Raw genomic sequence first — 25,079 nt, forward strand, 5'->3', positions numbered from 1 at the left:
AGGGTGGAGTTTGGCTGGCGCAATTTTATTGACTTTTTTGCTTTCAGCTCGGTAAGGTTGTCGATATTTTGTTAATTTTATTTGTTTTTATTGCGTCTTCTCCTGGTGTGGCATTTTAGGTTGGGGTGCATTGCCGGGGGCCTACGTGCGGAGGGAATTTGTGAGCGCAACAATTGAAGACGTCGCAGAGGCGGCGGATCAGATGCCTGCGGTAGAGCCGCAGCGTGCAGTGCGTATTGGTGTTTGCGGTTTGGGCACGGTGGGCAGCGGAACAATCAATGTCCTGGCGCGCAATGGAAACGAAGTGGCCGCGCGTTGTGGCCGTTCGGTAGTGATTGAGCAGGTCGGGGCCCGCCGTGACAACCCCGATTGCGATACCAGCGAGCTGGATGTTACCCGCGATATCTTCGATGTCGCCAACAACCCCAATGTTGATATTTTGGTGGAGCTGATTGGCGGCACCACGGTAGCGCGCGAGCTGGTCCTGGTGGCAATTGAAAACGGCAAGCATGTGGTGACCGCCAACAAGGCTCTGATCGCCGAGCACGGTAATGAGCTGTTTGAACTGGCCGCACAAAAGGGGGTCACCATTGCCTATGAAGCGGCCGTGGCCGGTGGCATCCCTATTATTAAATCTCTGCGCGAAGGTTTAGTGGGCAACCGTATCGAGTGGCTCGCCGGTATTATTAATGGCACCGGAAATTATATCCTCACTGAAATGCGCGAGAAGGGGCGCAGTTTTGATGAGGCTCTGGTTCAGGCACAGGCTCTTGGATATGCAGAAGCAGACCCGACCTTCGATGTAGAAGGCATCGATGCTGCGCACAAGCTGGTAATCATGGCCTCCTTGGCTTTCACTATCCCGCTTGCCTTCGACAAGGTGTATACCGAGGGTATCAGCCGCATTTGTCCGGAGGATATCCGCTATGCCGATGAACTCGGCTATCGCATTAAACATCTGGGCATCGCGCGCCGCACAGAGCAGGGGGTGGAACTGCGGGTACATCCAACCCTGATTCCACAGCGTCGCCTGATCGCCAATGTAAATGGTGTGATGAATGCGGTGCTGGTCAACGGCGATGCGGTGGGGCCAACGCTGTATTACGGCGCAGGCGCCGGTGCCGAAGCTACAGCCTCGGCAGTGATTGCCGATATTGTCGATGTGGCGCGCACCCTGGATGCCAAGCCGGATCAGCGGGTACCGGCTGCCGGGGTGGCCTTGGCAGAGCAGGGCGATACCCTGGTGTTGCCGGAGGAAGAGGTGGTCACCAGTTATTACCTGCGTATTTCCGCTCATGATAAGCCCGGAGTTATGTCCAAAGTGGCAACTATTTGTAGCGATCAGGGCATCAGCATTGAGGCCCTGATTCAGCACGAGCCGGTCGATGGGGAAGAATTGGTCCCAGTGGTGATTCTCACCAGCCGTGCTAGGGAGGCCTGCCTGCGCGAAGCGGTTACACAAATTGAGGCCCTGGATACGGTTGAAGGGAAAGTGGTGCGTATTCGCGTGGAGAGCCTCGGTTAAGCCTTCTCCCCTATTGCTAGATGGCACCTTTCTCTATGAATAGGCGCCAGTTTTCTTTATTGCCTACGAGATCCAAGAGCGAAACAACACCGTGAAATTTGTCAGCACCCGCGGCCGCGCGCCGTCTCTCTCTTTTGCCGATACTGTCCTCACCGGGCTCGCCAGCGATGGCGGTCTCTATGTGCCCGAGTCACTCCCGCAATTTTCCCGAGTGGATATTGCGGCTATGGCGGGTATGGATTACCAGCGGTTGGCTTTTGAAATTATCCGGCCGTTTGTGGGAGAGGATCTCAGTGAGCGGGAGCTGCGCAATATTATCGAGCGCTCTTATGGTTTGGGGCAGGGGCAGTTTCGTCACAGGGCGGTAGCGCCTTTGGTGCAGACCGATACCAACGAGTGGATTCTGGAGCTTTTCCACGGCCCGACTCTGGCCTTTAAAGATTTTGCCCTGCAGTTTCTCGGTCAGTTGTTCGACCACCTGCTGAAAAAGCGTGGTGAGCGCGTGGTGGTGATGGGGGCGACTTCCGGGGATACCGGTTCGGCGGCAATTGAAGGCTGCCGCCACTGCGACAATATCGATATTTTTATTTTGCATCCCCACAATCGTGTCTCAGAAGTACAGCGCCGGCAGATGACCACAGTGTTGTCAGACAATGTGTTCAATATTGCCATGGAAGGTAATTTCGACGATTGCCAGAATATGGTGAAGGCCAGCTTCGCCAACCAGTCCTTTTTACCCGATGGGCGCCGTTTAGTGGCGGTGAACTCCATTAATTGGGCGCGCATTATGGCGCAGATTGTCTACTACTTTTACGCGGCCTTGCGCCTGGGCGCACCAGATAAGACAGTAAATTTCTCCGTGCCCACCGGCAACTTCGGCGATATTTTTGCCGGTTACCTGGCGAAGCAGATGGGTTTGCCAATCGACCAATTGGTGATCGCTACCAATGCCAACGATATCCTGCACCGCTGCATCAGCGATAACGATCACACGCCCAAACCGCTGATACACAGCCTGTCGCCCAGCATGGATATCATGGTGTCGAGCAATTTTGAGCGCCTGCTGTTTGATCTCTATGGCCGCGATGGTGCCGCAGTGGCGGAGTTGCTGGCAGATCGCAATGTACCTATGCACTTGAGCGAATCGGCCCTGGCGCAGGCCCAAAAGACATTTTCCAGCTATAGGGTCGACGATGCGCGTACTATTGAGGTGATTCGTGAGCAGTACCTGGCGACCGGCTATTTGCTCGATCCCCATACCGCTATTGGTGTCGAGGCCGCAAGAAGGGTGCGCCGCTCCGCCGAGCAGCCAATGGTTTGCTTATCCACCGCACACCCGGCAAAATTCCCCGATGCTGTGGCGCAGGCACTGCCACAAACCGAAATTCCCCTGCCGGCCCATATGCAGGACCTCTGGCAACGCGAAGAGCGATTCAAGGTGCTGCCCAACGACTTGTCCCAGGTGCACGACTATATGGCGACCATGCTGTCCGAAGGGCACTAGCTGGCGCAGCGAGGGACTTGGCGGCCGGATTAAAAATAGCTGAGAGAGAATGAATACAACAATTCAGCGGCGGCCAGTGGATTTTTCCACTGGCCGTTTTGCTTCTGAAACCCCCAAAATTTTGCAGAGGGTACTGCTAGGTCGCGGTATCGTCAGCGAGGAGGCCCTGAACCACAGTCTCGCCAAGCTGCAGCAACCCCAGTCGATGCGTGGGCTGGATACAGCGGTGACACTGCTGGAGGAAGCCGTGCGGGCACAACAGAAGATCTTGATCGTCGGTGACTTCGATGCCGATGGTGCCACCAGCAGCACGCTCGCCGTGCTGGCACTGGGGGCCATGGGTGCGCAGGGCGTGGACTTCCTGGTGCCGAACCGCTTTGATTTTGGTTACGGCCTCACCCCGGAAATCGTAGAGGTGGCCAAGGATTACGCCCCGGATATGCTGATCACCGTGGATAACGGCATCAGCAGCATTGATGGGGTGGCGGCGGCCAAGGCCGCAGGCATGACAGTGATCGTAACCGATCACCACCTGCCCGGCAGTGAGCTGCCGGATGCCGATGCCATTGTGAACCCGAACCAGCCGAACTGTGATTTCCCCAGTAAGAATCTCGCCGGTGTGGGAGTTATCTTTTACCTGTTGAGTCGTCTACGCAGTGCCCTGCAGGAATGCGGTTGGTTTGCGCAGAGCGGTATCGCTCCGCCGAATATGGCCGAATATCTCGATTTGGTGGCGCTCGGCACTGTCGCTGACCTGGTGCCGCTGGATCACAACAACCGCATTCTGGTGCACCAGGGTATCGCCCGTATTCGTTCCGGGCGCTGCCGACCCGGTATTTCCGCTTTATTAGAGGTGGCCGGGCGAGACCAACGCAGGCTTTCCACCACCGATATTGGTTTTATCCTGGGGCCACGTATCAATGCGGCCGGGCGCCTGGATGATATTGGCACAGGCATCCGCTGCCTCCTGACCCGCGATCCCAGTGAAGCTCGTGAGTTGGCGGGGGAGCTGGATATGCTCAACCGGGACCGCAAGGCCATAGAGCAGGGTATGCAGCGGGAAGCTCTAGCGGCGTTGGAAGAACTGCAGCTGGAGGGGGAAATTCCCTGGAGCCTGTGTCTCTACGATGCCAATTGGCATCAAGGGGTGGTGGGTATTCTTGCCAGTCGTATCAAGGAGAAATTCCACCGCCCGGTAATTGCCTTTGCCGAAGGGGATAACGACCTGGTAAAAGGCTCGGCGCGTTCCATACCCGGCTTGCATATCCGCGATGCCCTGAGCGATGTGGCCGCAGCCAATCCTGAGCTGATCAGTAAATTCGGCGGTCATGCCATGGCCGCAGGGTTGAGTCTGCCTGCACAAAACCTCAATGCTTTCCGGGCGGAGTTTGAACGAGTGGTGCGCAAGCGCCTGGATGAGAATCAATTGCAGGCCGTGATCGATTCCGATGGTGAATTGGATATTGCAGACTACACCCTGCAAACCGCGGCCCTGTTGCGTGCCTGTGCTCCCTGGGGGCAGGCGTTTCCCGAGCCGGTCTTCGATGGCGAGTTTCTATTGCTTCAGCAACGCATTGTCGGCGAGCGGCACCTGAAAATGGTGGTCGCTCCGCTGCAGGCGCCTCAGCTGGCCCTTGATGCCATTGCTTTTAATATAGATACAGACCAGTGGCCGCAGCCCACAGAGCGAGTGCGCCTGGCTTACAAGTTAGACGTCAATGAATTTCGTGGGCGCGAATCCCTGCAATTAATGGTGAGCCTGCTGGAGGCTATATAGGAGCACCTTTCGGAAAGTTGTGAATTGCTTGGAGCTTGTTCACAGCAGTAATAAAAAGTGGTTGGAAGTAAAAAGTAGTGAAACGTAAACAAGTCCAGGCCGAAGTCCTGCTGTTATTAGCCGCTCTTTTCTGGGGTGTTGCCTTTGTGCCACAAAAGATCGCCATGGCAGATATTGAGCCGTTGGCGTTCAATGCCTGGCGCTTTATCCTCGGCGGCCTTATTTTAGTGCCCATCGTTTATTGGCTATCTTCGCGCAGAGATTCCCAACCTGGCGAGGCGAACGGACATACCGTTAGCCACCGCTGGAGAGCCTGTTTACCCGGCGGTGCTCTACTCGGTTTTTGGTTGTTCCTAGGTGCGGCGCTGCAACAGATCAGCCTGCTCTACACCACTGCTGGCCGCGCTGGTTTTATCACCGGGTTTTACCTCTTGTTGGTGCCGGTTATCGGTTTGTCCCTCGGGCATAAAACCAATCGCTGGACTTGGGGCGGTATTGGCCTGGCTTTATTTGGTCTCTACTGGCTGGCGGACTTCAGTGAAGAGTCTCAGTTAGTTGGCGACCTGATGGTATTTGCCAGTGCTTTTGTCTTCGCCATTCAGGTGCTCTCTGCGGATCGCTTGGTGAAACGCTACGATGCACTGCGTCTGGCCTGTATTCAGTTTCTGGTCTGTGGTCTGTTGTCGGCCCTGGCATCCCTCTTCACCGAGCAGGCAACGATACAGTCCGCTATGGATGCGGCCTGGCCGATCGCCTACATGATGATTTTCTCCACTGCGTTGGCATTTACTTTCCAGTTGCTGGCTCAGCGCCATGCGGCACCATCCCACGCCACGGTGATTATGAGCCTGGAGGCGGTGTTTGCTCTAGCTGCAGGCTGGTTATTCCTTAATGAGATGCTTAACACCACCGAATTGATTGGCTGTGGCCTGATGCTGGCTGGGATGCTGGTAAGCCATTATGGGAACCACAGTGGTACCCATCACTAGGAAAATACAATGGAATTGTCTGTACTCGCGCTTTTTGTCCCCGCCAGTTTTTTTGCCTCGGTAACCCCGGGACTGTGCATGATGCTGGCCCTAAGCCTTGGTATTACGGTGGGGGTGCGCCACACCCTGTGGATGATGGTTGGCGAGCTGGTAGGAGTAGCGCTGGTGGCCTTGGCTACGGTGCTTGGTGCGGCGGTGGTGATGGTGCAGTATCCCACGGTATTTCAGCTATTTAAATACTGCGGTGGTGCCTACCTCGCCTGGATGGGCATACAGATGTGGCGTTCCCGGGGGCAGCTGGCTTCTCTGGATGCGGCACAGGGGCGCGCCCGGCCCTCCGCAAAAGCGCTGATTGTTCAGGGGTTTATTACTGCGGTTGCAAATCCTAAGGGGTGGGCCTTCTTTATTGCTCTGTTGCCGCCCTTTATCAACCAAAGCAAGCCCTTGGCACCGCAGCTCTCTGTGTTGATCGCCACCATACTGTTGCTGGAAACCTTGTGTTTGCTGATTTACGCTGGGGGTGGTCAGGCCCTCAGTCGCCTGCTGGAACGCGCTGAAAATGTACGTTTAATTAACCGTATTTCCGGTACTTTGTTGTTACTGGTGGGAGCCTGGCTAGCGCTGTCTTAAGCTGGGTGGCCATTGCTTTATGGAGGAAGTGTGATGGTGAAAATAAAATTGTCTGCTCTGCTGGTGCTGACTTTACTGGCTATGGCGGCCTGCGGTGGAGCCAAGGAGGAAAAGGCTATGGAAAATCAGGTAGAGAATACCCCGGGCTCCAGTCAGCCAGAGGTGACGTCCAACCCTCCCGCAACTAGGTCGGGTGAACTGGTTTGGGTCTATCGCAAGAGTGGCCGCAAGCAGTGCGAGGGCGGTGGCATGACTTTACAGCAGAGTCAGGCCAAGTTACGGGAAAATGGTTTGATGGTGCAGGAATCCCGCTGCGGTGTGCGCACAGATCGAATGTTTCCGGCTGTCTGTGGTGCGCCCACAGGGGATATATTGTTGCACTTGATCAGTATGGATGCTCTGGATGCCGCCCTGGAGCTGGGTTACGACCCCGCCGAAAAGATGCAGTATCAATTTTCCCAGTGCCGGGATAACAGCGCTTAAGGGTAAACTCTAGTGGTCAATAGGTTGGGAGTTGGCAGTGAATATTTCTCAGGCGGCAAAGCATTCGGGGCTCAGTAGTAAGGCCCTGCGCCACTATGAATCGATCGGTTTGGTGTCTCCTGCGCGCAAGGCCAATGGCTACCGCCATTACACCGAGGACAATCTGGAGACCTTGCGCTTTATCCAGCGCGCTCGCGCCTGCGGCTTCTCCATAGAGGAGGTACGCACTTTGTTGGGGCTTAAGGGTAATCCCGAGCGACACAGCCGCGAAACTAAGCAGTTGGTGCACGAAAAGCTCTCCATGCTGGAAACCCAGTTGCGCGATATGTTGGCAATGCGTGAAACCCTACATTCGTTTGTCGACAGTTGTGCCGGTGATGACTCACCGGACTGCGCGATTTTGCAGCAGTTATCCGGCCAGTTTGGCAAATAGGGATTTTGCGCAATTTACAGCGGCTGGCTGACTGGAAGGACCCCCGCGCGCTGCGGTAGAATGCGCGCCGCTTTTTATTTTGTCCGGACACCGAAAGTTCATGGAAATCAATCCCCTCCTCAATCAATTAAAAGACCTCGAAGAGCGCACTGACGTTCTTAGGGGGTATCTTTGACTACGCCAGCAAGAAAGAACGCCTTACCGAAGTAGAGCTGGAGCTGGCTGAGCCGAGCGTTTGGGATGACCCCAACCGCGCGCAGGAACTGGGGCGCGAGCGCTCCTCCCTGGAAACGGTGGTTAATACCATCGAAAACCTCGACTCCGGCATCGCCGATTGCCGCGAACTGCTGGAAATGGCAGTCGAGGAAAATGATGAGGACTCCGTAGGGGAGGTCTCCACTGAGATCGAAGGTCTCCAGCAGCAGCTGGGAATTCTGGAATTCCGCCGTATGTTCTCCGGCGAGAACGACGAGAACAATGCCTACCTGGATATTCAGGCCGGCTCCGGCGGTACCGAGGCCCAGGACTGGGCGGAAATGATCCTGCGTATGTACCTACGCTGGGGTGAAGCCCACGGTTTCAAGACCACCCTGGAAGAGGTCTCCGCAGGGGAAGTGGCCGGTATCAAGAGCGCCACCGTGCACTTTGCCGGCGACCATGCCTTCGGCTGGCTACGCACAGAAACCGGCGTACATCGCCTGGTGCGCAAATCGCCGTTTGATTCCGGCAACCGCCGTCACACTTCTTTCAGCTCGGTATTTGTGTCGCCGGAAATCGATGACAATATCGAGATTGAAATCGACAAATCCCAGGTGCGTGAAGATACTTACCGCGCGTCCGGCGCCGGTGGTCAGCACGTGAACAAAACCGATTCTGCGGTGCGTTTGACCCACACAGAATCCGGCATCGTCGTACAGTGCCAGAGCGAGCGCTCCCAGCACCAGAACCGCGATAAAGCCTGGAAAATGCTGCGCGCAAAAATGTACGAGCAGGAAATGCTCAAGCGCAACGCAGAGAAGCAGGCCATGGAAGACAGCAAGGCCGACATCGGTTGGGGCAGCCAGATCCGCTCCTACGTGTTGGACGACCAGCGTATCAAGGACCTGCGTACCAGTGTCCAGACCAGCAACTGCCAGGCAGTACTGGATGGAGACCTGGACCAGTTTATCGAAGCCAGCCTCAAAGCCGGCCTCTGATTTAAAGACTCCACTCTCACCGCGCCCCTCGTCTCTCACTAATGGGACGAGGGGTAATATCACTCACAAAACTGATAGATCACCATGACTGATATCCAGCAAGACGAAAACAAACTGATCGCCGAGCGTCGCACCAAGCTTTCCGCTCTGCGCGAGAAGGGCAATGCTTTCCCCAACAGTTTTCGCCGCGAGAACCTCGCTGCCGACCTGCAAGCTGAGTTCGGCGATAAACAGAAAGAGGAGCTGGAAGAACTGGGTAAACGGGCGTGCGTAGCAGGGCGAATCCTGGCTAAACGCGGACCCTTTATGGTGATCCAGGATGTGTCCGACCGCATCCAGCTCTACGCCGATAAAGCGGCACAGAAAGATATTAAAGAGCGCTTCGGTGCCTGGGATATCGGCGATATCGTCGGCGTAAAAGGCACACTGCACAAATCCGGCAAGGGCGATCTCTACGTCAACTGTGAAGAGTACAGCCTGCTAACCAAAGCGCTGCGCCCACTGCCGGAAAAATTCCACGGCATCGCCGACCAGGAAATGCGTTATCGCCAGCGCTACGTGGACCTGATCGCCACGCCGGAAGCCCGTGAAGTGTTCCGCGTGCGCTCCAAAGTGATCGAGTACATCCGCGACTTCCTCAACGCCCAGCAGTTTATGGAAGTGGAAACACCCATGCTGCAAGTTATTCCCGGTGGTGCCAGCGCGCGTCCGTTTGTTACCCACCACAATGCGCTGGATATCGATATGTACCTGCGTATTGCCCCGGAGCTGTACCTGAAGCGTCTGGTCGTGGGTGGTTTTGAGCGGGTTTACGAGATCAACCGCAACTTCCGCAACGAGGGCCTGTCCACGCGCCACAACCCCGAATTCACCATGCTTGAGTTCTACCAGGCGTATGCGGACTACAACGACCTGATGGACCTCACCGAGAAGATGCTGCGCGGAATCTGTGAAGATGTACTGGGCTCCACCACTGTGGAATACCAGGACAGCAGCTACGACTTCTCCAAGCCGTTCGCGCGTTTGTCTGTATTCGACTCCATTCTGCACTACAACCCGGAACTGACTGCGGCCGATATCGACAATATCGAATCCGCCCGCGCCGTTGCCGAGAAGCTGGAAATCCCGCTGAAAGACAGCTGGGGCCTGGGTAAGGTACAGATCGAGATTTTCGAGAAGACTGTAGAGCACCGCCTCGACCAGCCGACCTTTATCACTGAGTACCCAACCGAGGTGTCTCCGCTGGCTCGCCGCAACGATGAAAACCCGTTTGTCACCGACCGCTTTGAATTCTTCGTTGGCGGTCGCGAGATTGCCAATGGTTTCTCCGAGTTGAACGACGCGGAAGATCAGGCCGAACGCTTCAAGGCCCAGGTTGCGGAAAAAGATGCCGGTGACGACGAAGCCATGCATTACGACGCCGACTATATCCGCGCGCTGGAATACGGCTTGCCGCCCACCGCTGGAGAGGGCATCGGCATTGACCGTCTGGTAATGCTGTTTACCAACTCTCCATCGATCCGCGACGTACTGCTGTTCCCGCATATGCGCCCTGAAGCGAACGACTAAGCGAACAAAAACGTAAACCCTGCGCACTATCCCAAGTGCCTGCAGCCACCGCGCCATTTCCGGCGCGGTGCTTTCCCTTCGGTCAATTCCCCGCCTGGCTATCGCTATCTATTCTTAATGGATGCTTATTGAGATTGAACCTCGGTAAAACCATTAAATGGAGATGCTCTTGTCAGTAATAAGGGCGGTGGTAATTATTTCTGGGTTAATAGCGCTTTTTTTTTCGTGTGCAATTTCAGCCCAATATGCGCCTCAGAGCCGCCCCCCTGCGACAACCGTAGATGACTGGCGCTTTGCGGCCACCCCTTACATTTTTCTGCCACTTCGCACCAAAGGAAAGGCCACAGTGGCGGATACCACTGTGGATGTAGATCTGAACTTAAGAAAAACCCTAGAGCTCCTGAATGCGGCTTTTTCTGTACGTCTGGAAGCTTGGAAAGGACGCTTTGGCCTAGTTTCTGACCTCTATTATGTACACCTCAATTTAAATGAGGGCACAACGATTGCGCCACCCCGAAATCCCCAGTTGGATATAGATGTTGATATCGATGTGAATGTGGATGTTCATCAGGCGTGGGTGGCTGCATTTGGCGCTTACCGGGTACTGCAAGGCCATTTTGGCGAAAGCGAGCGGCGCTATTTTTGGGATATAGGCGTGGGTGTACGTTGGAATCGCCTGAGGCAGGAAGTGAAAGCCCGCGTGGGTATTGATATCGGCAGAATGCCAGAAATCCAAAATCGTTTGGGCGGCCGCAAAAGTTGGTGGGAGCCGACTATTGGTACCCGTGTGGGCTTTGCTGTGAATGACTGCCTGACCCTGGGGGCGCGTACCGAAATCGGCGGTTTTGGAGCTGGTGGTGATGATTTGCAGTGGAATCTATTGGCAGGATTAGACTGGCGCGCCTGGAAAACCACCTCATTGCGCCTGGGCTACCAATATTACAGTATTAATTATTCCGATCGACTTTCTGATGGTCGCTTTGCCTATGATATTACCCAGCATGGACCCTATCTGGCGGTGACTTGGCGCTGGTAAATGGAATAGTTTTTTGTTTCTGCGCTGAGCTTGGTTTCCCTTTATAAATACCTCTTATCAGTTTTCCATTTTAAATGGCAGCTATGATAATGATGATTGAAATTATCACTTTATGAGCCTGCAAGAATATATGGGATTATGGCTTATGAGGCTATTAGAGGTGATGCAGACCCGTTTTTTATGTTGTGTTAGTTCTATCAATATTATCAGGGCTCCTTTAATTTGGAAAATATTGATAGTAGAGGTCGGTACAATATAGATGAAGGGCGTCTAAGTGATGTGATATCTGGCAATGAAGAATGTGATGCATATATTATTCTGGCTGAAGGTGGGGATGCTGGTTTTGTAACTATAGAGCAGGCCGAAATTGTTGGTATGGAAATGCCGGAATTGTCTAATATCTTTATTCTTCCAAAATATCGCAGTCAAGGGATGGCAAGTAAAATAGTTAGGGTTTTATGTTTAAGGAAACCAGTCAGTGATATGTGACGCAGTCTATAAGGAGGGTGCTTTTCACTTTAGTTTTAAGAGGTTTTTTCAAAAATTAATGTAACAAAAGTCAGTAAGTTTGAGTCCTCTGAAACTCCAGAGTTTTATGAATATGCGGTAACAAATATCTAGTAAATAGAGGTGTTTTTTCAAGTGTAAGTTTTTATTGTGCAGTAATATTTTGATAAAGTTGATTTACTGTGCGTGATAAATGGAGTTGGGTATTTGGTTTCTGTGGGATGAATGATAGGATTGTTGAAATGTTGCTTATTGCGCTTGAGTTGATAGGGTCTGAGGCCGGTACCCTTGCTGTGCTAGATATTTGATAAAAGTTAGGCGTAACAGAAAAATATCGATGAATATAGAGGTCAATTCCTGGGTTTTTAAGAAAGTTAGAGGTAACTGTTGTTTAATCGCAGTTGGATGGTTGAGGGAATCCGTATCTGCTATTGCATGTTGAATTAGATTAAGTTTGATAGCTTTGGCTTGGTGGGTGAGGTGATATAATTTAATCTTCGTAATTTTGCTTCCCTAAAGGTCCAGTGCATTATTGGAAAATAAAAATTTAACTATTGGGAATAAGATGAATTCAACGGTTCAATTAATTCAGCCAGTAGTGGCTTTGCTGGCTTGGTCAATGGTTATGTGGTTTTGGATGTACGCAACAAGATTGCCGGCGATTGCATCTATGAAAATGAAGTTGGATTCTGAGGTGCCGTCCGGAGTCCAAATGTCAGAGCTTCCGGCAAGGGTTAGATGGAAGGCGGATAATTATAATCATTTAATGGAGCAGCCTACTCTATTTTACGCAGCAGTTTTCTCATTGGCTTTTCTAGGCGCAGCCACGGAGCTTATCGTTTATACTGCTTGGGCATATGTGGGTTTAAGAGTGATTCATAGCCTTGTTCAGGCTTTAGTGAATAAAATAGAATTTCGCTTTGTTATCTTCGCTTTATCCAATATTTCCTTGGTAATCCTAATATGTAAAGCAGCGATTCAAGCCTTTAAATGGTAACTAAAAAAGCAAAATTATTCGTTATATTTTGGTGCTTGTTATTGATTGAGGTGATATTAACTTGGTAAAGCTAATCTGATTTGGTGTGTGGCCACTGCCCCCGTTTTGCCGTCGAAGAAAGAGTGCTTTACCAACCCATCTGCTAGGGATGATCATGTCCCCCGAGATTGAATGTTTGTAAGTTGTAAATGGAGGGAAGCATCTTTTTGGCTACTAGTATTTGTTCCAGATTGACCTAGCCTAAGAGCAGGCTCTCTTGTTTGTGGGGTAGGTGGTTTTAATTCTGATTAACTAAGGGGCGGTTGCATCCCCATTTTTTTCTGTATAAGTTTCCTGTTATTCTTTTTTTCGTTTAATGGAAGCAGTATTGTCGATTAATGGGTGGGTAGATAATACAAGGAGCTGCTCTTCTAGGGTATAGATTTGGTAGTCATGCATACTGAGAGAACTCCAGTGGGGCTGTAGCGAAGTGGATTTATTTTTCCCGGCTTATGTCGTGCAAAATACATGAAAGGCTGCAAGTGATTCCAGTATTAGAGTGCATTCAGGTGTCCGTGCAGAACCCCTGATTCAATTGGGTAGATGCAATTTGTCTCGAAAAATACGCCAAGTTATTTATGATGATATCAGTGATTTTCTCCTTTAGTCTAAAAGATACCATTCGTTCTGAGATGACCATATGTTATATGGATGCTATTTTTATTCTGCTCTAAGCAGGGTGTGATCGAATTTGTTTTCGGTGATTAGGCAGGGGGAAGGTGGCTAATAGTGTGCAGAATGCACTCCGCTGGTGAGTTTAATAAGATCCCTTGTGGGCGAATAGCGATGGTTATAAAAAATAATACCTTTTTGTTCGCTTGTTTCATTGAATCTATAGGGTTGGTTGTCTTTCGGTTTCTGGTTGCAAAACCAGTAAATAGAGTGCTGCTTGATTTGTGGCTATCTTTAACTTTAAATCGTTAGATTTATTGTTCGATATAATGAGGCTTATAACTTCCTCTCTGGTAAAATCATGAATTAGGTTTTACTGTTGCTGATTGTAATATTGGTTCTGGGTTGGTTTTTTTGCTGTATTACGTTCACCAATTCATAACCCCTCTCAAAAGTCCAGAGTAAGGCAATGGTGCAGCATATAGTGGCAATTGTGTAGCGTAGGTTAGATTCCCAGTTTTCCTGTCGACGTCTGGCCAAATAAAGCAGAGGCCAGATTGCTAAAATTATTAAAATTTGACCGGCTTCTACGCCGAGATTAAATGCTAACAAGCTTTGCCAAATATTAGGTGAGTTGATGTTGAGTATTTCGTGTAATACAAAGGAAAATCCGAGTCCATGCAATAAGCCCAGCATCAAGGAAGTCAAAAAAATTGTGCGCTCGCTGGATGTAGAGGCGATCGATTTTTGTCTCATTGAAAGCCAGGCAATATAGATTATGGAAATGGCGATTCCGGTTTCAATCAGTGGGACAAACCAGACAGTGCTAGGAATAAAACCAAAGAAACCTACGGATAGGGTAATACTGTGGCCGATAGTGAAGGCCGTGACACGCCAGAATAATAAGGGGAGAGCGAGGGCACCAAGACTAAGACAAAGTACAAAAAGCACATGATCTAGCCCCTGAATAATATGTACCATACCCTCCTTTAGAAAGGTATTGATGGCATCTATACTGGAATAACGGATTTGAACAGGCTCTCGCATTAGCCCCCTAGAGCGGAAAATCTGGATTTTTCCAGGGTTGTAACTGAGGATTAAATTTGCAGTATTTTCTTGATCGGGAAGCCCTGGATTCAGGGAGCTAAAGAGTTGATATTCTTCCAGCTGTTGCTGAGTAGGGTAATGGATGTGGATATCAACCAGTGTGTCACTGACATGGAGTGAGTTGTTAAGTGCCATCTGTTCAAAGTTATTAGAAAGGGCTCGTTTTGCCTCTGCAAGTGTGGCAAAAGCTGGCTCGTTGCCGATAGGATAAAGACGTACTGACTTTACATGCCCTTTAAGCTCCTGATTAGCAGAGAGGATATGTGTCGCTGCTGCGGCAATATTGCCCAGCCCCTCAGGGTGGATCGTGAACTGTTCGACATCCACATAGTGAGCCAGCCGATCATTTTCCAGGCTGTTACGAGTATATAGTACTTGATATGAAATTTTCCCCGAGTAGGGATCAATGCTATGTTGCGCCTTATCCGCCAGTAAATAGGAAAGAGGCAGTCTCATATAGAGGCTGGCTCCATTGACGCTGTGCTCAATATGTAGAATTCTTATATTTAGGTTTAGTGAAAAGTGGGCTTCAGTGATTTGAGATATTACATATAGGTGGAGAGCCAGAGCAAAAGAAAGAAAATTAATTAAATTTGAGTTACTTTTTTTCATAGCACTTGGTTACCAACTCTAGTGGCAAGCTTATCGTATAGATAGTGGTGTAAAGGCGGATATCTTCCAATACTTGTCTGATTGGGTTATTTCTATACTTGCACGAGTTTCTCGCGGTAATTGCTCCATATGTCCCCAGCTGTAATCTTCAATCATTGAATGCCACTTTCCAACAATTCTAAAAGTTTTATTTCCGTTCAGGACCATTTGATCTGCGTGCTCAATTTCCAGATCACGGATAGATCTAATAGAACCCTTATTGCCGCTGTTGGTTAGAGGTTGGTAAACTTGTGACAAGTTTGCGACGGTAAAATCAAATTGTTCACTGCTTACTAGGTTGGCAAGCTGGTCGTTTAATTTTTCACTTTGAGGTTCTTCATAGGCAGCGGAAAGGCGATCAAGTATTGTCTCGGTAATTTCTTTTATTTCTTGCTTGTTTATGGTTCCGGGCAGGGGGATGCGCAGTTCACTTGGAAGAGTGTAATAAATGGGTACGGCACAAATAATTACAATGCCGTAAAAGAGTATCGGATGTTTGTTTTTTGTCTCAACCTTTTTGCTTCGCAGGGTGAGAATGAAAAATACTGCAAAGCAGAAGGAGAAAAGCACCGCCATGGGTATGGCCGCTATGGTATTCTCAATGGGGATTGGATCACTATTGGGAGCACGGTAATCATATAAATAATTGCGCCATTGAATGTCGGGAAAGTCCGGCATAACATGTGTTGGGAAAGGACCAGCCGGATCTTGTATGAGTGTGGGAACTGATTTGATAGACTCTGTAAAGAGGTTCCAGTCGATAGTAACACTTTGTGGTAGCTCCTTAACATGATATTTTTCCCGGTAACCGATCAGTAATGAACCTATCTCGATCCGCTCATGCTCTCCTATTGTGGTAAAGCCTGTATCGTTTGCCTTGAGAAAAACTGTTTCCGTGCTGATAGGTTCAACCAGCGTTTGGTTGATGCTAGTGGGATTTTTTTTCTGTAGGAATTTCTCTGTAGTTACTCTTAACTCTTTTCTTCGCTTGGCTGTAAGGGGCTTCCAGGCATCAAAGGGTTGGTCGGTCCATTGTAATAAATCTCTTGGGCGCAATAAAATTTCGTGGCGAACCTGACGAGGTTCCACGTAGAGGAAAGATCTAAGGGGATAGCGATTGTGCCGATTTATAGCTTGGTTTTCAAAGCGAGTATTCCAAGGATCTCCCCAATCAATTTTCAGCTTTTCTATTTGAGACAAATATTGAAAACTGCTTACTGATGTGTGGCCGTGTTGACTAGTAAATCCTATTGTGGCTAAGACAGCCCCATCGGAATCCAGTGGTGGACGTATTTCCAGATTGCTTAAGCCTTTTATTGGAAACTCGATATCTGCCAACAGTATGGTTTTGTCGGCTGGAAAATTCGGCCTTAGCAGGCCTGTCCTTGGATCTATTCTTCCCGCAAAAGGTGAGTTTCTCGGTTTTCTCTCGGCAATTCTGACAGAGGTTATAGTCGGCTCAATTTTACCCTCTGGGGAGTGCACCTCAATGGCGATCTCTTTTTGTGCAAGAGCAAGTCTAGCTATTTCATAAATACTCTTTGTGGGTGGTATTCCCGGCCAGAACGCGTTCGCATCAGCTGCAGAAACCTCTAGGCTGATGTAAAGATTGTTATTGAGTATCTCTATTTCTGCAATATTTGGTGCAGTCTCCGCACCGGTGAGATTGATATAATCGGCGCAGATAGTGGAGGACAGTGAAGCCGATATAAATAGCCAAATTGTAATTAAGATCTTTCTCATTGGGTTTTCTAATTTTTTGGTTACGAGCGATCACCGTAGTTGCAGGCGTAACTGGTATTTGGCGCTGGACTTTTTTGTGAGCTGGATGCTTTCATACGGATATTGAGGCTTTCATTTGACGTTTTTTTAATCTTAATATTAATTGCCAAGCACTGTTAAATTGGCGTGGCTGACTTTGCTTTTATCTGATTTAGTTTTTACTTTTAATGGTTTTTATAAGTGCATAATCACCATAAGCTTAAATTTTTTATGGGGATTATTGTTCCTTTATAGCAGCTTAGTAGAAGGAGTTGTTAAAGCGTAGGTATAGAAGTATTGTGGCGTTAAAATCACGCCTGAAGGGTAAGTAGGGCAGTAAATTAGGTTAGTTAATTAGAATCAGGTGGTTGGGCAACTCATCTTTCACAGCACTACAGGGGGCTGCATCTTTTAATAAGTCTCCACATTGGGAAATACAGAGTAACAGTGCTTCCCCAGCCCTACCGCGCTTAATTTCCCGTACAAATTGCTCGATAATAACCTGCCAGTTGTCGTTGGATACATGCTGAGCCAAGCCGCGATCTGCCAGAATTTCTACATAGTGCTCCGCTTCACAAATAAAAATCAACAGACCCAGTCGATCTTTGGTGCTATGCAGCTCTTGTTCAAGAAATTGACGGCGGGCTAGGTTAGAGGCGCGCCAGTATTTGATCTTTTTGGGTACAAGGCGCATGGTTATCGGCCGCCAGCGAAACAGTACTGCCAGCGCGATAAAGAGAACCCACTGTAGCAGAAAGGCTTGCTGAAAGCTGAGCCACCAGGGTAGGAATTGGAATAGTGGCGATAACAGCAGGGTCAAGAAGGCAGCCCAAAGGGTGGAGATATACAAATAGTTATCGGCTTCCCGCGCGACAATAGCTACCAACTCCGCGTCGGTTTGGGTCTCCACTTCTTTGATGGCCTCCGCCACCTGGCGTTGATAGCTATTACTAAGCATTACCATCCTCCCGAAGCACCTCCTCCGCCAAATCCGCCACCTCCTCCACTAAATCCACCGCCTGTACCAGTCCCGGATAAGCCTCCTCTAGGGTGCCCCGCGCCAAAGCCTCCGCTACCATAGTAGCCGCCAAAGCGACCGCGTTTATAATTACGCCCATGAATTGGTGAGCTGAGGACCGAGCTACCAAACAGATGCAGCATTACCAGTAAGAGAAATAGCCCAACTACAAAGGCCAGGCGTCGGCCCTCCTTGGTCTCGATCGGTTCGGCCACATATTCGTTCTTGGTGGCGGCAATAATTGAGTTCACGCCGGCATTAATTCCACCGGCATAACTCCCTTTCTGGAATTCCGGCAGAACCTTGGTTTGAATAATATTGGCAGATAGCGCATCGGTGAGGGCACCTTCGAGGCCGTAGCCAACCTCAATTCGGAGCTTGCGCTCTTTGGGAGCTATCAAGAAGAGAATCCCATTGTTTTTCTTCTTGTGGCCCAGCTTCCACTCTCTTGCCAGTTGATTGGCGTATTCCTCTATGGTGATACCCTGGAGCTCTGGGAGGGTGGCCACCACCAGTTGGTTACTGCTCTCAGATTCGTATTGCTGTATCAATTCTGTAAGTTTGTATCTCTCTTCGGCGGTTAGTAGCTCAGCTTTGTCCACCACCCTCCCGGATAGAGGAGGGAGCTGAACCTCGGCCCATAGAACTATAGCCAGTAATGCTGTAATGAGCGTCAACAAGATCAGAAGGGGGCGTTTCATAAGGGTTTCCCGGCGGCCTACTGGAAATTGACTTCCGGAGCCTTCTCGGCCTCTTCGCTGGTGGCCTGGAAGGTCTCCCGCAAAGTCATATCTCGATATAGGAGTGCGTGCCAAATACGACCGGGAAAAGTGCGAATCTCACGGTTGTAGCGCTGCACTGCCTGGATATAATCCCGGCGCGAGACGCTGATGCGGTTTTCGGTGCCTTCTAACTGGGATTGCAAGCTGAGAAAGTTTTGATTGGCTTTGAGGTTGGGGTAGCGCTCGACCACAAGCAGCAGCCGTGATAAGGCGCTGGAGAGTTGTGCCTGTGCGGCTTCGAACTGTTGTAATTTAGCCGGATCGTTGAGCAGGTTACTGTCCAGCTGAAGTGAGTTCACCTTGGCGCGCGCCTCGGTTACGGCCTGAAGGGTTTCCCGCTCATGCCCGGCATAGGCTTGAACGGTTTTCACCAGGTTAGGCACTAGGTCTGCGCGACGCTGGTACTGGTTTTCCACCTGAGCCCAGGCGGCTTTTACCTGTTCGTCATAGGTGGGGATATTGTTTACGCCGCAGCCACTGATGAGACTTGCCATCAGACACAGCATGGTGCAGCGCCAAATTGGCAGGCTGTTGCCGGTAGCAGAGGTCATGCGGAATATCCTTATTCTTCCGTAAACCAACCAAGAATAGTCCGCCTCAGTTGTAGTGCTGAAGGTGGCGTAGAGATGGAGCCGAAATGGCACTAAAAGCAACAATTTTCAAAGCCAAGGTGCAAATAGCCGATATGGACCGTGACTACTACGCGGAACATCAGCTGACCTTGGCGCGCCACCCTTCAGAAACAGATGAGCGTATGATGGTGCGCTTATTGGCGTTTGCACACAATGCATCCGATTTATTGGAGTTTACCCGAGGCCTCTCATCTGATGAGGAGGCGGATTTATGGCAAAAGAGCCTCAGTGGAGAAATCGACCTATGGATAGAAGTGGGTCTTCCAGCCGAGGAGCGCTTGCGCAAGGCCTGTAACCGTGCCGGGCGGGTTTTGGTATACAGTTACGGGCGTCGTGCCGCACCGATCTGGTGGCAAAAGCTGGAGAATCAGCTCGAACGTTTTGACAACCTTAGAATTTACAATCTCGCTGCGGACACGACTGAGCAATTGGCACAGATGGTTGAGCGCAATATGGATTTCAGTATCACCATTCAAGACGGCCATATTTGGTTGGCCGATAACGATCACAATACGGAGATTACTCCGCAAATCTGGAAATAGGAGCCGAGAATTTAATGCCTTCTTTTGACATTGTATCTGAAGTAGACAAGCACCAGCTGACTAACGCAGTGGATCAGGTAAACCGCACTGTTACCAATCGCTTTGACTTTAAAGGCGTGGATGCGGAAGTGGAGATGAGCGATTTCTCTCTGGTAGTGCGTGCCGAGGTGGATATGCAAGTAGACCAAATGGTGGATATGCTGCGCGGTGCCCTGATTAAGTGTGATATCGATCCGCTGGCGATGGATGTAGGTGAAAAAGAGCAGTCTGGTAAGCTGGTTAAAGTGGGAGTGACCCTAAAGAATGGCCTGGACAAAGAATTGTCAAAAAAAATCGTTAAGCTGATCAAAGATGAAAAGCTCAAGGTGCAAGCGGCTATTCAGGGTGAACAGGTGCGGGTTACCGGGAAAAAGCGCGATGATCTGCAACAGGTAATTGCCTTACTTCGTGGTAAGGAACTGGAGCAGCCACTGCAATTTAATAACTTCCGCGATTAAATGGTTACACAGTGATCAAAAATTATCTCTCTGGCATTGCTATCGTGCTGTTCTCCCCCTTGCTGGCGGCAGTGGAGATTTCTCCCGCCAAGCTGCAAGCCGGCTATTGGGTGGATAATAGCGAAGGTCTGGATATTTCTGGCCTAAGCTTTTGTGCTGGCAAGTTGCTGGCAGTTTCCGATAAGAATTCTGGAGAGGTTTACTCATTAGAGCTCAGCGAAGGTTCCGCCGATCTGGTGTCCTTTTTGCGTTTGAGTGGTCTAGGAGTGCCGGAACGTGACGAGCCGGTTAATGTCTGGGAGAGCTTTAAAGCGTTTTTCCGCCCCGCAGAAGATCTGGACTTTGAGGGCGTTAGTTGTGATGAGAATCAGATCTTTCTGGTCAGTGAGCATTACAATCGCATTGCCGTGGTGGACCCAGAGGGGAATGCACGCTGGCAAGAGCATATCTGGTCGGGTGAAGCCAAATCTCAAGGTTTCTTACAAAAGAGCAACGCTTCCAGTGAGGGCCTGGTAAAAGCTGGCGATACTTTCTGGGTGGCGATGGAGCGTGAGCCAAGGGGCCTGTTGAAGCTGGATTCAGATGGAGAAGCCAGCGCATTCACTTTGCCACAGGTAGAGGGTTTAAATTTTGCTGATCGCTCTGAGGATTTAGCCGGCCTGGACTTCTTTAACGGCGCCCTCTATACCTTGGAGCGCAATGCGCACGCAGTTTGTCGCAGAGTATTGCCCAGTCTACGGGCGGAGTGGTGTCTGGATTATCGCTCGCTTGAAGAGTCTCCAGAGCGTGTTTATGAGGAAGCCCACTATGGAAAAGGTGAGGGATTGGCTGTGGGCGAGAAGGGCATTTTTGTAGTGCTGGACAATAATAATGTTGGCCGTGCGCAAGAGCCTGAAGATAAGCGCGCGTTACTGCTACACCTTGCAATGCCGGAAATGGCAAATTAATTGCGGCTCTGTTGACACTATGCCGATACATTTCGGCGTCACGTTTATTGCGCTCGGCGTCGAACTCTTTTCATTTCCACTCCTTTTATTTGCCAACTTTTGGCTTGAGTTTAGTCTGCCTCCTAAATTGGGTATCGTATTATCCTCCTTGTAGCGCAAAAATTGTCGATGGGTATTATGGTGGCTATGCTATTTCCTAGTGATTAGCGATCTAGAGTATGTTGGCAGCGGCTTCATGGAGAGAGACTTTTCCATTTCTCTGAAAGGTAAACGGTGAATTAAATGCGCCAAATCACTAATTACCCTTTTGGTTTATTCATTTCTCGATGGATTGAAAAAATCGTGATCAAGCGAATTTTATTTTTCTTTATCAGTTTGTTGGTGCCTTCAGCGATGGCTGCTGACATTATTCCCGCTAAAAAAGTACAGCATTATTGGGTAAATGCCAGTGCAGGGTTGAGCCTCTCTGGTTTAAGTTTTTGTGATGGCAGACTTGTTACTATCTCAGATAAAAAGTCAGAGAAAGTTTATCAGATCGTTTTAAAGGGTGTTCACGCCAAGCTGGAACCCTTTGTCACGCTCTCTGGTTTGAGTGTTCCAAAGAAAGATCGGCCGACAAACGTATGGTACTTTTTATTGGATCTCACCCGGCCGGCAGCGGCAATGGATTTTGAAGCCATCAGCTGTGTAGATAATAATTTGTATTTGTTGAGCGAACGCTACAACCGCATTGCCGAAGTTGATATGCAGGGGCAGGGACGTTGGCTGGAAAATATGTGGTCGACCACAGCTAAGGCTCAGGGCTATATGCAGGGGTACAACCTCTCAGGCGTAGGCTTACAGAAAGTTGGCGATGATTTTTGGATGGTGCTAGAGCGCGATCCCCGTGCTTTAGTTAAGCTTGGCCCTAAGGGGGGAGTGCAAATTTTTACACCGCCGGCTGTAGAGGGGCTTAATTTTCGCGGGCAATCAGAAAACCTGGCGGGTTTGTCCTATTATGATGGCGCGCTGTTTACTCTGGAGCCCAATGCGTCTGCGGTATGTCGGAGAGAATTACCTAGCTTGAAGGCGCAGTGGTGCTTGGATTATTGGGAGCAAGAGAACTCCTCTGAATTGGGCTATGAAGTATCCCGCACTGGGGGCAAAGGCGATGGGCTGGCAGTGGGTGATACGGGCATTTATATAGTGTTTGACAACGACAATATCAGCCGTATACATGACCCTCAAGATCGTAGGGCGCTTCTGTTACATCTAGCCTATCCCGAAGGGGCGCAATAGGTGGTCGTCGAGAAGTTACCAACCTTATTGGAGGAGATACGCGCTTGTCGCCTATGTGAGGAGCACCTGCCACTGGGAGCCAATCCGGTTCTGCGAGCGGCAGAATCTGCTCGTTTGTTGATCATTGGTCAGGCGCCGGGAACTAAGGTTCATGCCACCAGTATCCCATGGAATGACCCCTCTGGTGATCGTCTGCGCGAGTGGCTGTCGATCGATAGGGATATCTTTTACGATGAATCCCAGATTGCCATTATTCCCATGGGCTTCTGTTATCCGGGGCGAGGTAAAGGAGGTGATTTGCCACCGCGCTCGGAGTGTGCTGTCACCTGGCATAAGCGCTTGCTGCAACAGCTACCTCACTTGCAACTCACGCTGTTGGTGGGACAATACGCCCAGCGACACTACCTGCCGCATTGGTATGGCAATATTACAGAGAATGTGCGCCATTACCGCGATGCCCTGCCCGCAGGGTATTTCCCTTTGCCCCACCCGAGCCCGCGCAACACACTTTGGCTGCGGCGAAGACCTTGGTTTGAAGAGGCTGTGGTGCCCGAGTTGCAAAAGTACGTAAAAAAGATTCTGAAGGTTTGATAATGCCGGTTCCGGAAAAAGTTAAGATTCACCCCTCCTGGTACGATGTATTGAGCGAGGAGTTCAAGAAGCCTTATATGGCGGAATTACGTCAGTTTCTGCGGGGAGAAAAAGAGGCTGGTAAGCGCATCTATCCACCCGGTGGGCAGATCTTTAACGCTTTCAACTCCACCCCATTTGATCAGGTGAAAGTGGTGATTTTGGGGCAGGACCCCTATCACGGGATAGGCCAGGCGCACGGTTTATGCTTTTCTGTGATGCCCGGCGTACGAATCCCGCCATCGTTACAAAATATTTACAAAGAATTGCACTCTGATATGGGGATACTTCCAGCGCACCACGGCTGCCTACAACCCTGGGCAGAACAAGGAGTGCTGCTACTCAATGCCACCCTCACTGTAGAGGACAGTAAAGCTGGTGCCCATCAGGGGCGCGGTTGGGAGCAGTTTACCGATGCCGCTATCCATAAGCTGGCGGAGCAGCGTGAAGGCCTAGTGTTTATACTCTGGGGTAGTTACGCACAGAAGAAAGGCGGTTTTATTGACCGCAATAAGCACTTGGTACTACGCGCCCCTCATCCATCCCCTCTCTCAGCGCACCGCGGTTTTTTTGGCACTAAGCCGTTCTCTCAAGCTAACCATTGGTTGCAGCAGCGAGGTGAAAAGCCCATTGAATGGGCCCTGCCAGAAGAAAATCAGTTAAAAAGAGTTGCTGTAGAAGTCTAATAGCTGCCCCCCTTCGATAAAAATCAATTTTAAAAATAAAAACCCAGCTTACGATGGTTAAATGTAGGCTGGGCATATTAGGTCAATTAATCTGAGCAATATTTATAAGTGTTTAAGGTTATTCCTAGTAAAGTCTTGGTGCTGGTGTATTTAAGTGCCTGAAAGGTTCTCTCGCACCGGTGGGTGTTTTCTGCTTTTTTACAAGCTGTCTATAATGGTTCTAGTTCAAAATTCCACGGTTGTTTGATTGGATCTTATGAGGGGTTAATCCCTTTTACAGGGCTAGTGCTGTTTGATTTTTTTTGCGACACCTGACTACTTTATTGGGGGAAGTACAAGTGCTGCTATTGTTGACCGATTTAGCCGATTCTATTCTAGAACTCCTTTCTGCTCCATTTGTAGAGGCCTTTCTTACTGCAACTTTTATTGGCTCTGGGGCAGTTTTAAAGAAAAAATTTGATGCAAAAGATTATAAGGCTCTGTGGGATAAATTCTTTGGTGATTCTGACTCTGACATTCACGTGGTGCTTCCTTTGATAAAGCAAAGAACACTGTTTTCCGAGATTACTAGAACACAAAGTCGAATTCCTGATAATGTGTTGTTTATGCCCTACGATGAGTCTCTTGGAATACAGTTGTTAAAGGATCGGATTGAGAGGGTGTATCCGAAAAGAAAAGTGATTTTTCATGATTCTCATAATTTTGTAGATGATCACAAGACCTTTATCTGTGTCGGTGGGCCCGCTATAAATGTTGTGAGCCGTGATTTATTGCTAACTAGAAAAATAGATGAAAAGTTCAAAATGGATTTTTTAGGCCGCTATGCGATTGATGAGATTGATGATAGTGTTTATAAGTCGAGTGTTTAAGGAGATTCAATTACAGAAGATTATGGGTTTATATTTTTTTCGAAAAACCCCTACCATAAAGACAGTTTTATATGCTTGGTTTTTGGGATATGGTCACATGGGACTTATTCGGCAATTCAAGCTTTGTGCGGCAAAGGGACGCATCTGCCAGAGTTGGCTGAAAGCCTCAAGTTAAACAAGTCTCTGTTTGCTGTCACAAAGTCTACCGTAAGGGGGATGGTAACAGGGTTTCCTTCTGTGGAAAAAGTGAGAAGAATAGAGTCTTCCTGTCAAATCTAAGAGCTTGGTATTTAGTTGATTTCGATGCTTGTTGTTAGAAGAGTAGGCTTTCTGGGTGTTTTCCTGAGAGGCTCTAAATGCAAAGAATTTTGCCTATTGGGAT

The 25,079-nt window shown here is 49.7% G+C and carries 24 protein-coding genes; 19 read left to right on the forward strand and 5 right to left on the reverse strand.

From position 1 onward, the window contains the following. Positions 1 to 202: 202 nt before the first annotated feature. The 12 genes from ACJJIV_RS17375 to ACJJIV_RS17430 all read left to right on the forward strand — a co-directional run bounded on the left by ACJJIV_RS17375 (position 203) and on the right by ACJJIV_RS17430 (position 12,646). Positions 203 to 1,525, forward strand: a complete 1,323-nt coding sequence (locus tag ACJJIV_RS17375) for a homoserine dehydrogenase (protein WP_444885898.1) — start codon at positions 203 to 205, stop codon at positions 1,523 to 1,525. A 91-nt stretch (positions 1,526 to 1,616) separates the two neighbouring features. Further along, positions 1,617 to 3,029: a threonine synthase gene (gene thrC / locus ACJJIV_RS17380; protein ID WP_444889749.1), complete on the forward strand. Its 1,413-nt coding sequence runs from the start codon at positions 1,617 to 1,619 to the stop codon at positions 3,027 to 3,029. Positions 3,030 to 3,078: 49 nt separating this feature from the next. Beyond that, positions 3,079 to 4,806, forward strand: coding sequence for a single-stranded-DNA-specific exonuclease RecJ (gene recJ, locus ACJJIV_RS17385; protein WP_444889750.1), 1,728 nt, complete (start codon positions 3,079 to 3,081; stop codon positions 4,804 to 4,806). Positions 4,807 to 4,883: 77 nt separating this feature from the next. Continuing rightward, entirely contained in the window at positions 4,884 to 5,795 is a 912-nt protein-coding gene (locus tag ACJJIV_RS17390) for a DMT family transporter (protein ID WP_444889751.1), read from the forward strand. A gap of 9 nt (positions 5,796 to 5,804) precedes the next feature. Beyond that, complete coding sequence (locus tag ACJJIV_RS17395; RefSeq protein ID WP_444889752.1) at positions 5,805 to 6,425, forward strand: LysE family translocator; 621 nt, start codon at positions 5,805 to 5,807, stop codon at positions 6,423 to 6,425. 33 nt (positions 6,426 to 6,458) lie between these two features. Beyond that, a complete protein-coding gene (locus ACJJIV_RS17400) occupies positions 6,459 to 6,908 on the forward strand; it encodes a hypothetical protein (protein WP_444884196.1) in 450 nt (149 codons plus the stop codon). Positions 6,909 to 6,945: 37 nt separating this feature from the next. Then, positions 6,946 to 7,341, forward strand: coding sequence for a MerR family transcriptional regulator (locus ACJJIV_RS17405; RefSeq protein WP_444889753.1), 396 nt, complete (start codon positions 6,946 to 6,948; stop codon positions 7,339 to 7,341). Between the two features lie 100 nt (positions 7,342 to 7,441). After that, a protein-coding gene (gene prfB, locus ACJJIV_RS17410) for a peptide chain release factor 2 (protein ID WP_157533496.1) occupies positions 7,442 to 8,537 on the forward strand; the annotation gives its coding sequence in 2 pieces (ribosomal slippage) (positions 7,442 to 7,513 and positions 7,515 to 8,537; 1,095 coding nt in all). A gap of 84 nt (positions 8,538 to 8,621) precedes the next feature. Further along, positions 8,622 to 10,106, forward strand: coding sequence for a lysine--tRNA ligase (gene lysS / locus ACJJIV_RS17415; protein WP_444889754.1), 1,485 nt, complete (start codon positions 8,622 to 8,624; stop codon positions 10,104 to 10,106). A gap of 346 nt (positions 10,107 to 10,452) precedes the next feature. Further along, entirely contained in the window at positions 10,453 to 11,142 is a 690-nt protein-coding gene (locus tag ACJJIV_RS17420) for a hypothetical protein (RefSeq protein WP_444889755.1), read from the forward strand. Positions 11,143 to 11,364: 222 nt separating this feature from the next. Beyond that, positions 11,365 to 11,631, forward strand: a complete 267-nt coding sequence (locus ACJJIV_RS17425) for a hypothetical protein (protein WP_444889756.1) — start codon at positions 11,365 to 11,367, stop codon at positions 11,629 to 11,631. Positions 11,632 to 12,181: 550 nt separating this feature from the next. After that, on the forward strand, positions 12,182 to 12,646 hold the full coding sequence (locus ACJJIV_RS17430; RefSeq protein ID WP_444889757.1) for an MAPEG family protein: 465 nt from the start codon (positions 12,182 to 12,184) through the stop codon (positions 12,644 to 12,646). Between the two features lie 1,017 nt (positions 12,647 to 13,663). Here ACJJIV_RS17430 and ACJJIV_RS17435 read toward each other — a convergent pair. The 5 genes from ACJJIV_RS17435 to ACJJIV_RS17455 form a co-directional block, all read right to left on the reverse strand. Further along, positions 13,664 to 15,016 carry a HupE/UreJ family protein gene (locus ACJJIV_RS17435; protein ID WP_444889758.1) on the reverse strand — a complete coding sequence of 451 codons (1,353 nt, stop codon included), beginning with the start codon at positions 15,014 to 15,016 and terminating at the stop codon, positions 13,664 to 13,666. Positions 15,017 to 15,046: 30 nt separating this feature from the next. After that, positions 15,047 to 16,798, reverse strand: coding sequence for a hypothetical protein (locus ACJJIV_RS17440; protein ID WP_444889759.1), 1,752 nt, complete (start codon positions 16,796 to 16,798; stop codon positions 15,047 to 15,049). A 364-nt stretch (positions 16,799 to 17,162) separates the two neighbouring features. Next, positions 17,163 to 17,774 (reverse strand): TPM domain-containing protein, encoded by a 612-nt coding sequence (locus ACJJIV_RS17445; protein WP_444889760.1) that lies wholly within the window; start codon positions 17,772 to 17,774, stop codon positions 17,163 to 17,165. Then, on the reverse strand, positions 17,774 to 18,535 hold the full coding sequence (locus tag ACJJIV_RS17450; RefSeq protein ID WP_444889761.1) for a TPM domain-containing protein: 762 nt from the start codon (positions 18,533 to 18,535) through the stop codon (positions 17,774 to 17,776). Before ACJJIV_RS17450 ends, ACJJIV_RS17445 begins: the two co-directional genes overlap by 1 nt. Positions 18,536 to 18,552: 17 nt before the next feature. Further along, positions 18,553 to 19,167 carry a LemA family protein gene (locus ACJJIV_RS17455; protein WP_444889762.1) on the reverse strand — a complete coding sequence of 205 codons (615 nt, stop codon included), beginning with the start codon at positions 19,165 to 19,167 and terminating at the stop codon, positions 18,553 to 18,555. Positions 19,168 to 19,253: 86 nt separating this feature from the next. Here ACJJIV_RS17455 and ACJJIV_RS17460 point away from each other — a divergent pair, with 86 nt between their 5' ends. From ACJJIV_RS17460 to ACJJIV_RS17490, 7 genes are all read left to right on the forward strand, one after another. Beyond that, on the forward strand, positions 19,254 to 19,790 hold the full coding sequence (locus ACJJIV_RS17460; protein WP_252082600.1) for a YaeQ family protein: 537 nt from the start codon (positions 19,254 to 19,256) through the stop codon (positions 19,788 to 19,790). A gap of 14 nt (positions 19,791 to 19,804) precedes the next feature. Beyond that, positions 19,805 to 20,287, forward strand: coding sequence for a YajQ family cyclic di-GMP-binding protein (locus tag ACJJIV_RS17465; RefSeq protein ID WP_252082598.1), 483 nt, complete (start codon positions 19,805 to 19,807; stop codon positions 20,285 to 20,287). Between the two features lie 11 nt (positions 20,288 to 20,298). Beyond that, positions 20,299 to 21,234, forward strand: coding sequence for an esterase-like activity of phytase family protein (locus ACJJIV_RS17470; protein WP_252082597.1), 936 nt, complete (start codon positions 20,299 to 20,301; stop codon positions 21,232 to 21,234). A 342-nt stretch (positions 21,235 to 21,576) separates the two neighbouring features. Continuing rightward, positions 21,577 to 22,512, forward strand: a complete 936-nt coding sequence (locus tag ACJJIV_RS17475; protein WP_252082596.1) for an SdiA-regulated domain-containing protein — start codon at positions 21,577 to 21,579, stop codon at positions 22,510 to 22,512. Beyond that, the gene (locus ACJJIV_RS17480) at positions 22,513 to 23,103 is read left to right on the forward strand and encodes a uracil-DNA glycosylase family protein (RefSeq protein ID WP_444889763.1); all 591 of its coding nucleotides are present in this window, start codon (positions 22,513 to 22,515) and stop codon (positions 23,101 to 23,103) included. A 2-nt stretch (positions 23,104 to 23,105) separates the two neighbouring features. Then, complete coding sequence (gene ung, locus ACJJIV_RS17485; protein WP_252082592.1) at positions 23,106 to 23,828, forward strand: uracil-DNA glycosylase; 723 nt, start codon at positions 23,106 to 23,108, stop codon at positions 23,826 to 23,828. Between the two features lie 338 nt (positions 23,829 to 24,166). Next, on the forward strand, positions 24,167 to 24,697 hold the full coding sequence (locus tag ACJJIV_RS17490; RefSeq protein WP_444889764.1) for a hypothetical protein: 531 nt from the start codon (positions 24,167 to 24,169) through the stop codon (positions 24,695 to 24,697). Positions 24,698 to 25,079: the final 382 nt, after the last annotated feature.

The organism is Microbulbifer mixtoriginis (SeqCode) (assembly GCF_052466765.1).

What these genes read in the sequence shown, in the direction of transcription:
- ung (WP_252082592.1), top strand. Translation starts at nt 23,106, where the DNA reads ATGCCGGTTCCGGAAAAAGTTAAGATTCACCCCTCCTGGTACGATGTA.
- ACJJIV_RS17395 (WP_444889752.1), top strand. Translation starts at nt 5,805, where the DNA reads ATGGAATTGTCTGTACTCGCGCTTTTTGTCCCCGCCAGTTTTTTTGCC.
- ACJJIV_RS17400 (WP_444884196.1), top strand. Translation starts at nt 6,459, where the DNA reads ATGGTGAAAATAAAATTGTCTGCTCTGCTGGTGCTGACTTTACTGGCT.
- ACJJIV_RS17460 (WP_252082600.1), top strand. Translation starts at nt 19,254, where the DNA reads ATGGCACTAAAAGCAACAATTTTCAAAGCCAAGGTGCAAATAGCCGAT.
- ACJJIV_RS17455 (WP_444889762.1), bottom strand. Translation starts at nt 19,167, where the DNA reads ATGACCTCTGCTACCGGCAACAGCCTGCCAATTTGGCGCTGCACCATG.
- lysS (WP_444889754.1), top strand. Translation starts at nt 8,622, where the DNA reads ATGACTGATATCCAGCAAGACGAAAACAAACTGATCGCCGAGCGTCGC.
- ACJJIV_RS17445 (WP_444889760.1), bottom strand. Translation starts at nt 17,774, where the DNA reads ATGCTTAGTAATAGCTATCAACGCCAGGTGGCGGAGGCCATCAAAGAA.
- ACJJIV_RS17435 (WP_444889758.1), bottom strand. Translation starts at nt 15,016, where the DNA reads ATGAAAAAAAGTAACTCAAATTTAATTAATTTTCTTTCTTTTGCTCTG.
- recJ (WP_444889750.1), top strand. Translation starts at nt 3,079, where the DNA reads ATGAATACAACAATTCAGCGGCGGCCAGTGGATTTTTCCACTGGCCGT.
- ACJJIV_RS17465 (WP_252082598.1), top strand. Translation starts at nt 19,805, where the DNA reads ATGCCTTCTTTTGACATTGTATCTGAAGTAGACAAGCACCAGCTGACT.
- ACJJIV_RS17440 (WP_444889759.1), bottom strand. Translation starts at nt 16,798, where the DNA reads ATGAGAAAGATCTTAATTACAATTTGGCTATTTATATCGGCTTCACTG.
- ACJJIV_RS17450 (WP_444889761.1), bottom strand. Translation starts at nt 18,535, where the DNA reads ATGAAACGCCCCCTTCTGATCTTGTTGACGCTCATTACAGCATTACTG.
- ACJJIV_RS17375 (WP_444885898.1), top strand. Translation starts at nt 203, where the DNA reads ATGCCTGCGGTAGAGCCGCAGCGTGCAGTGCGTATTGGTGTTTGCGGT.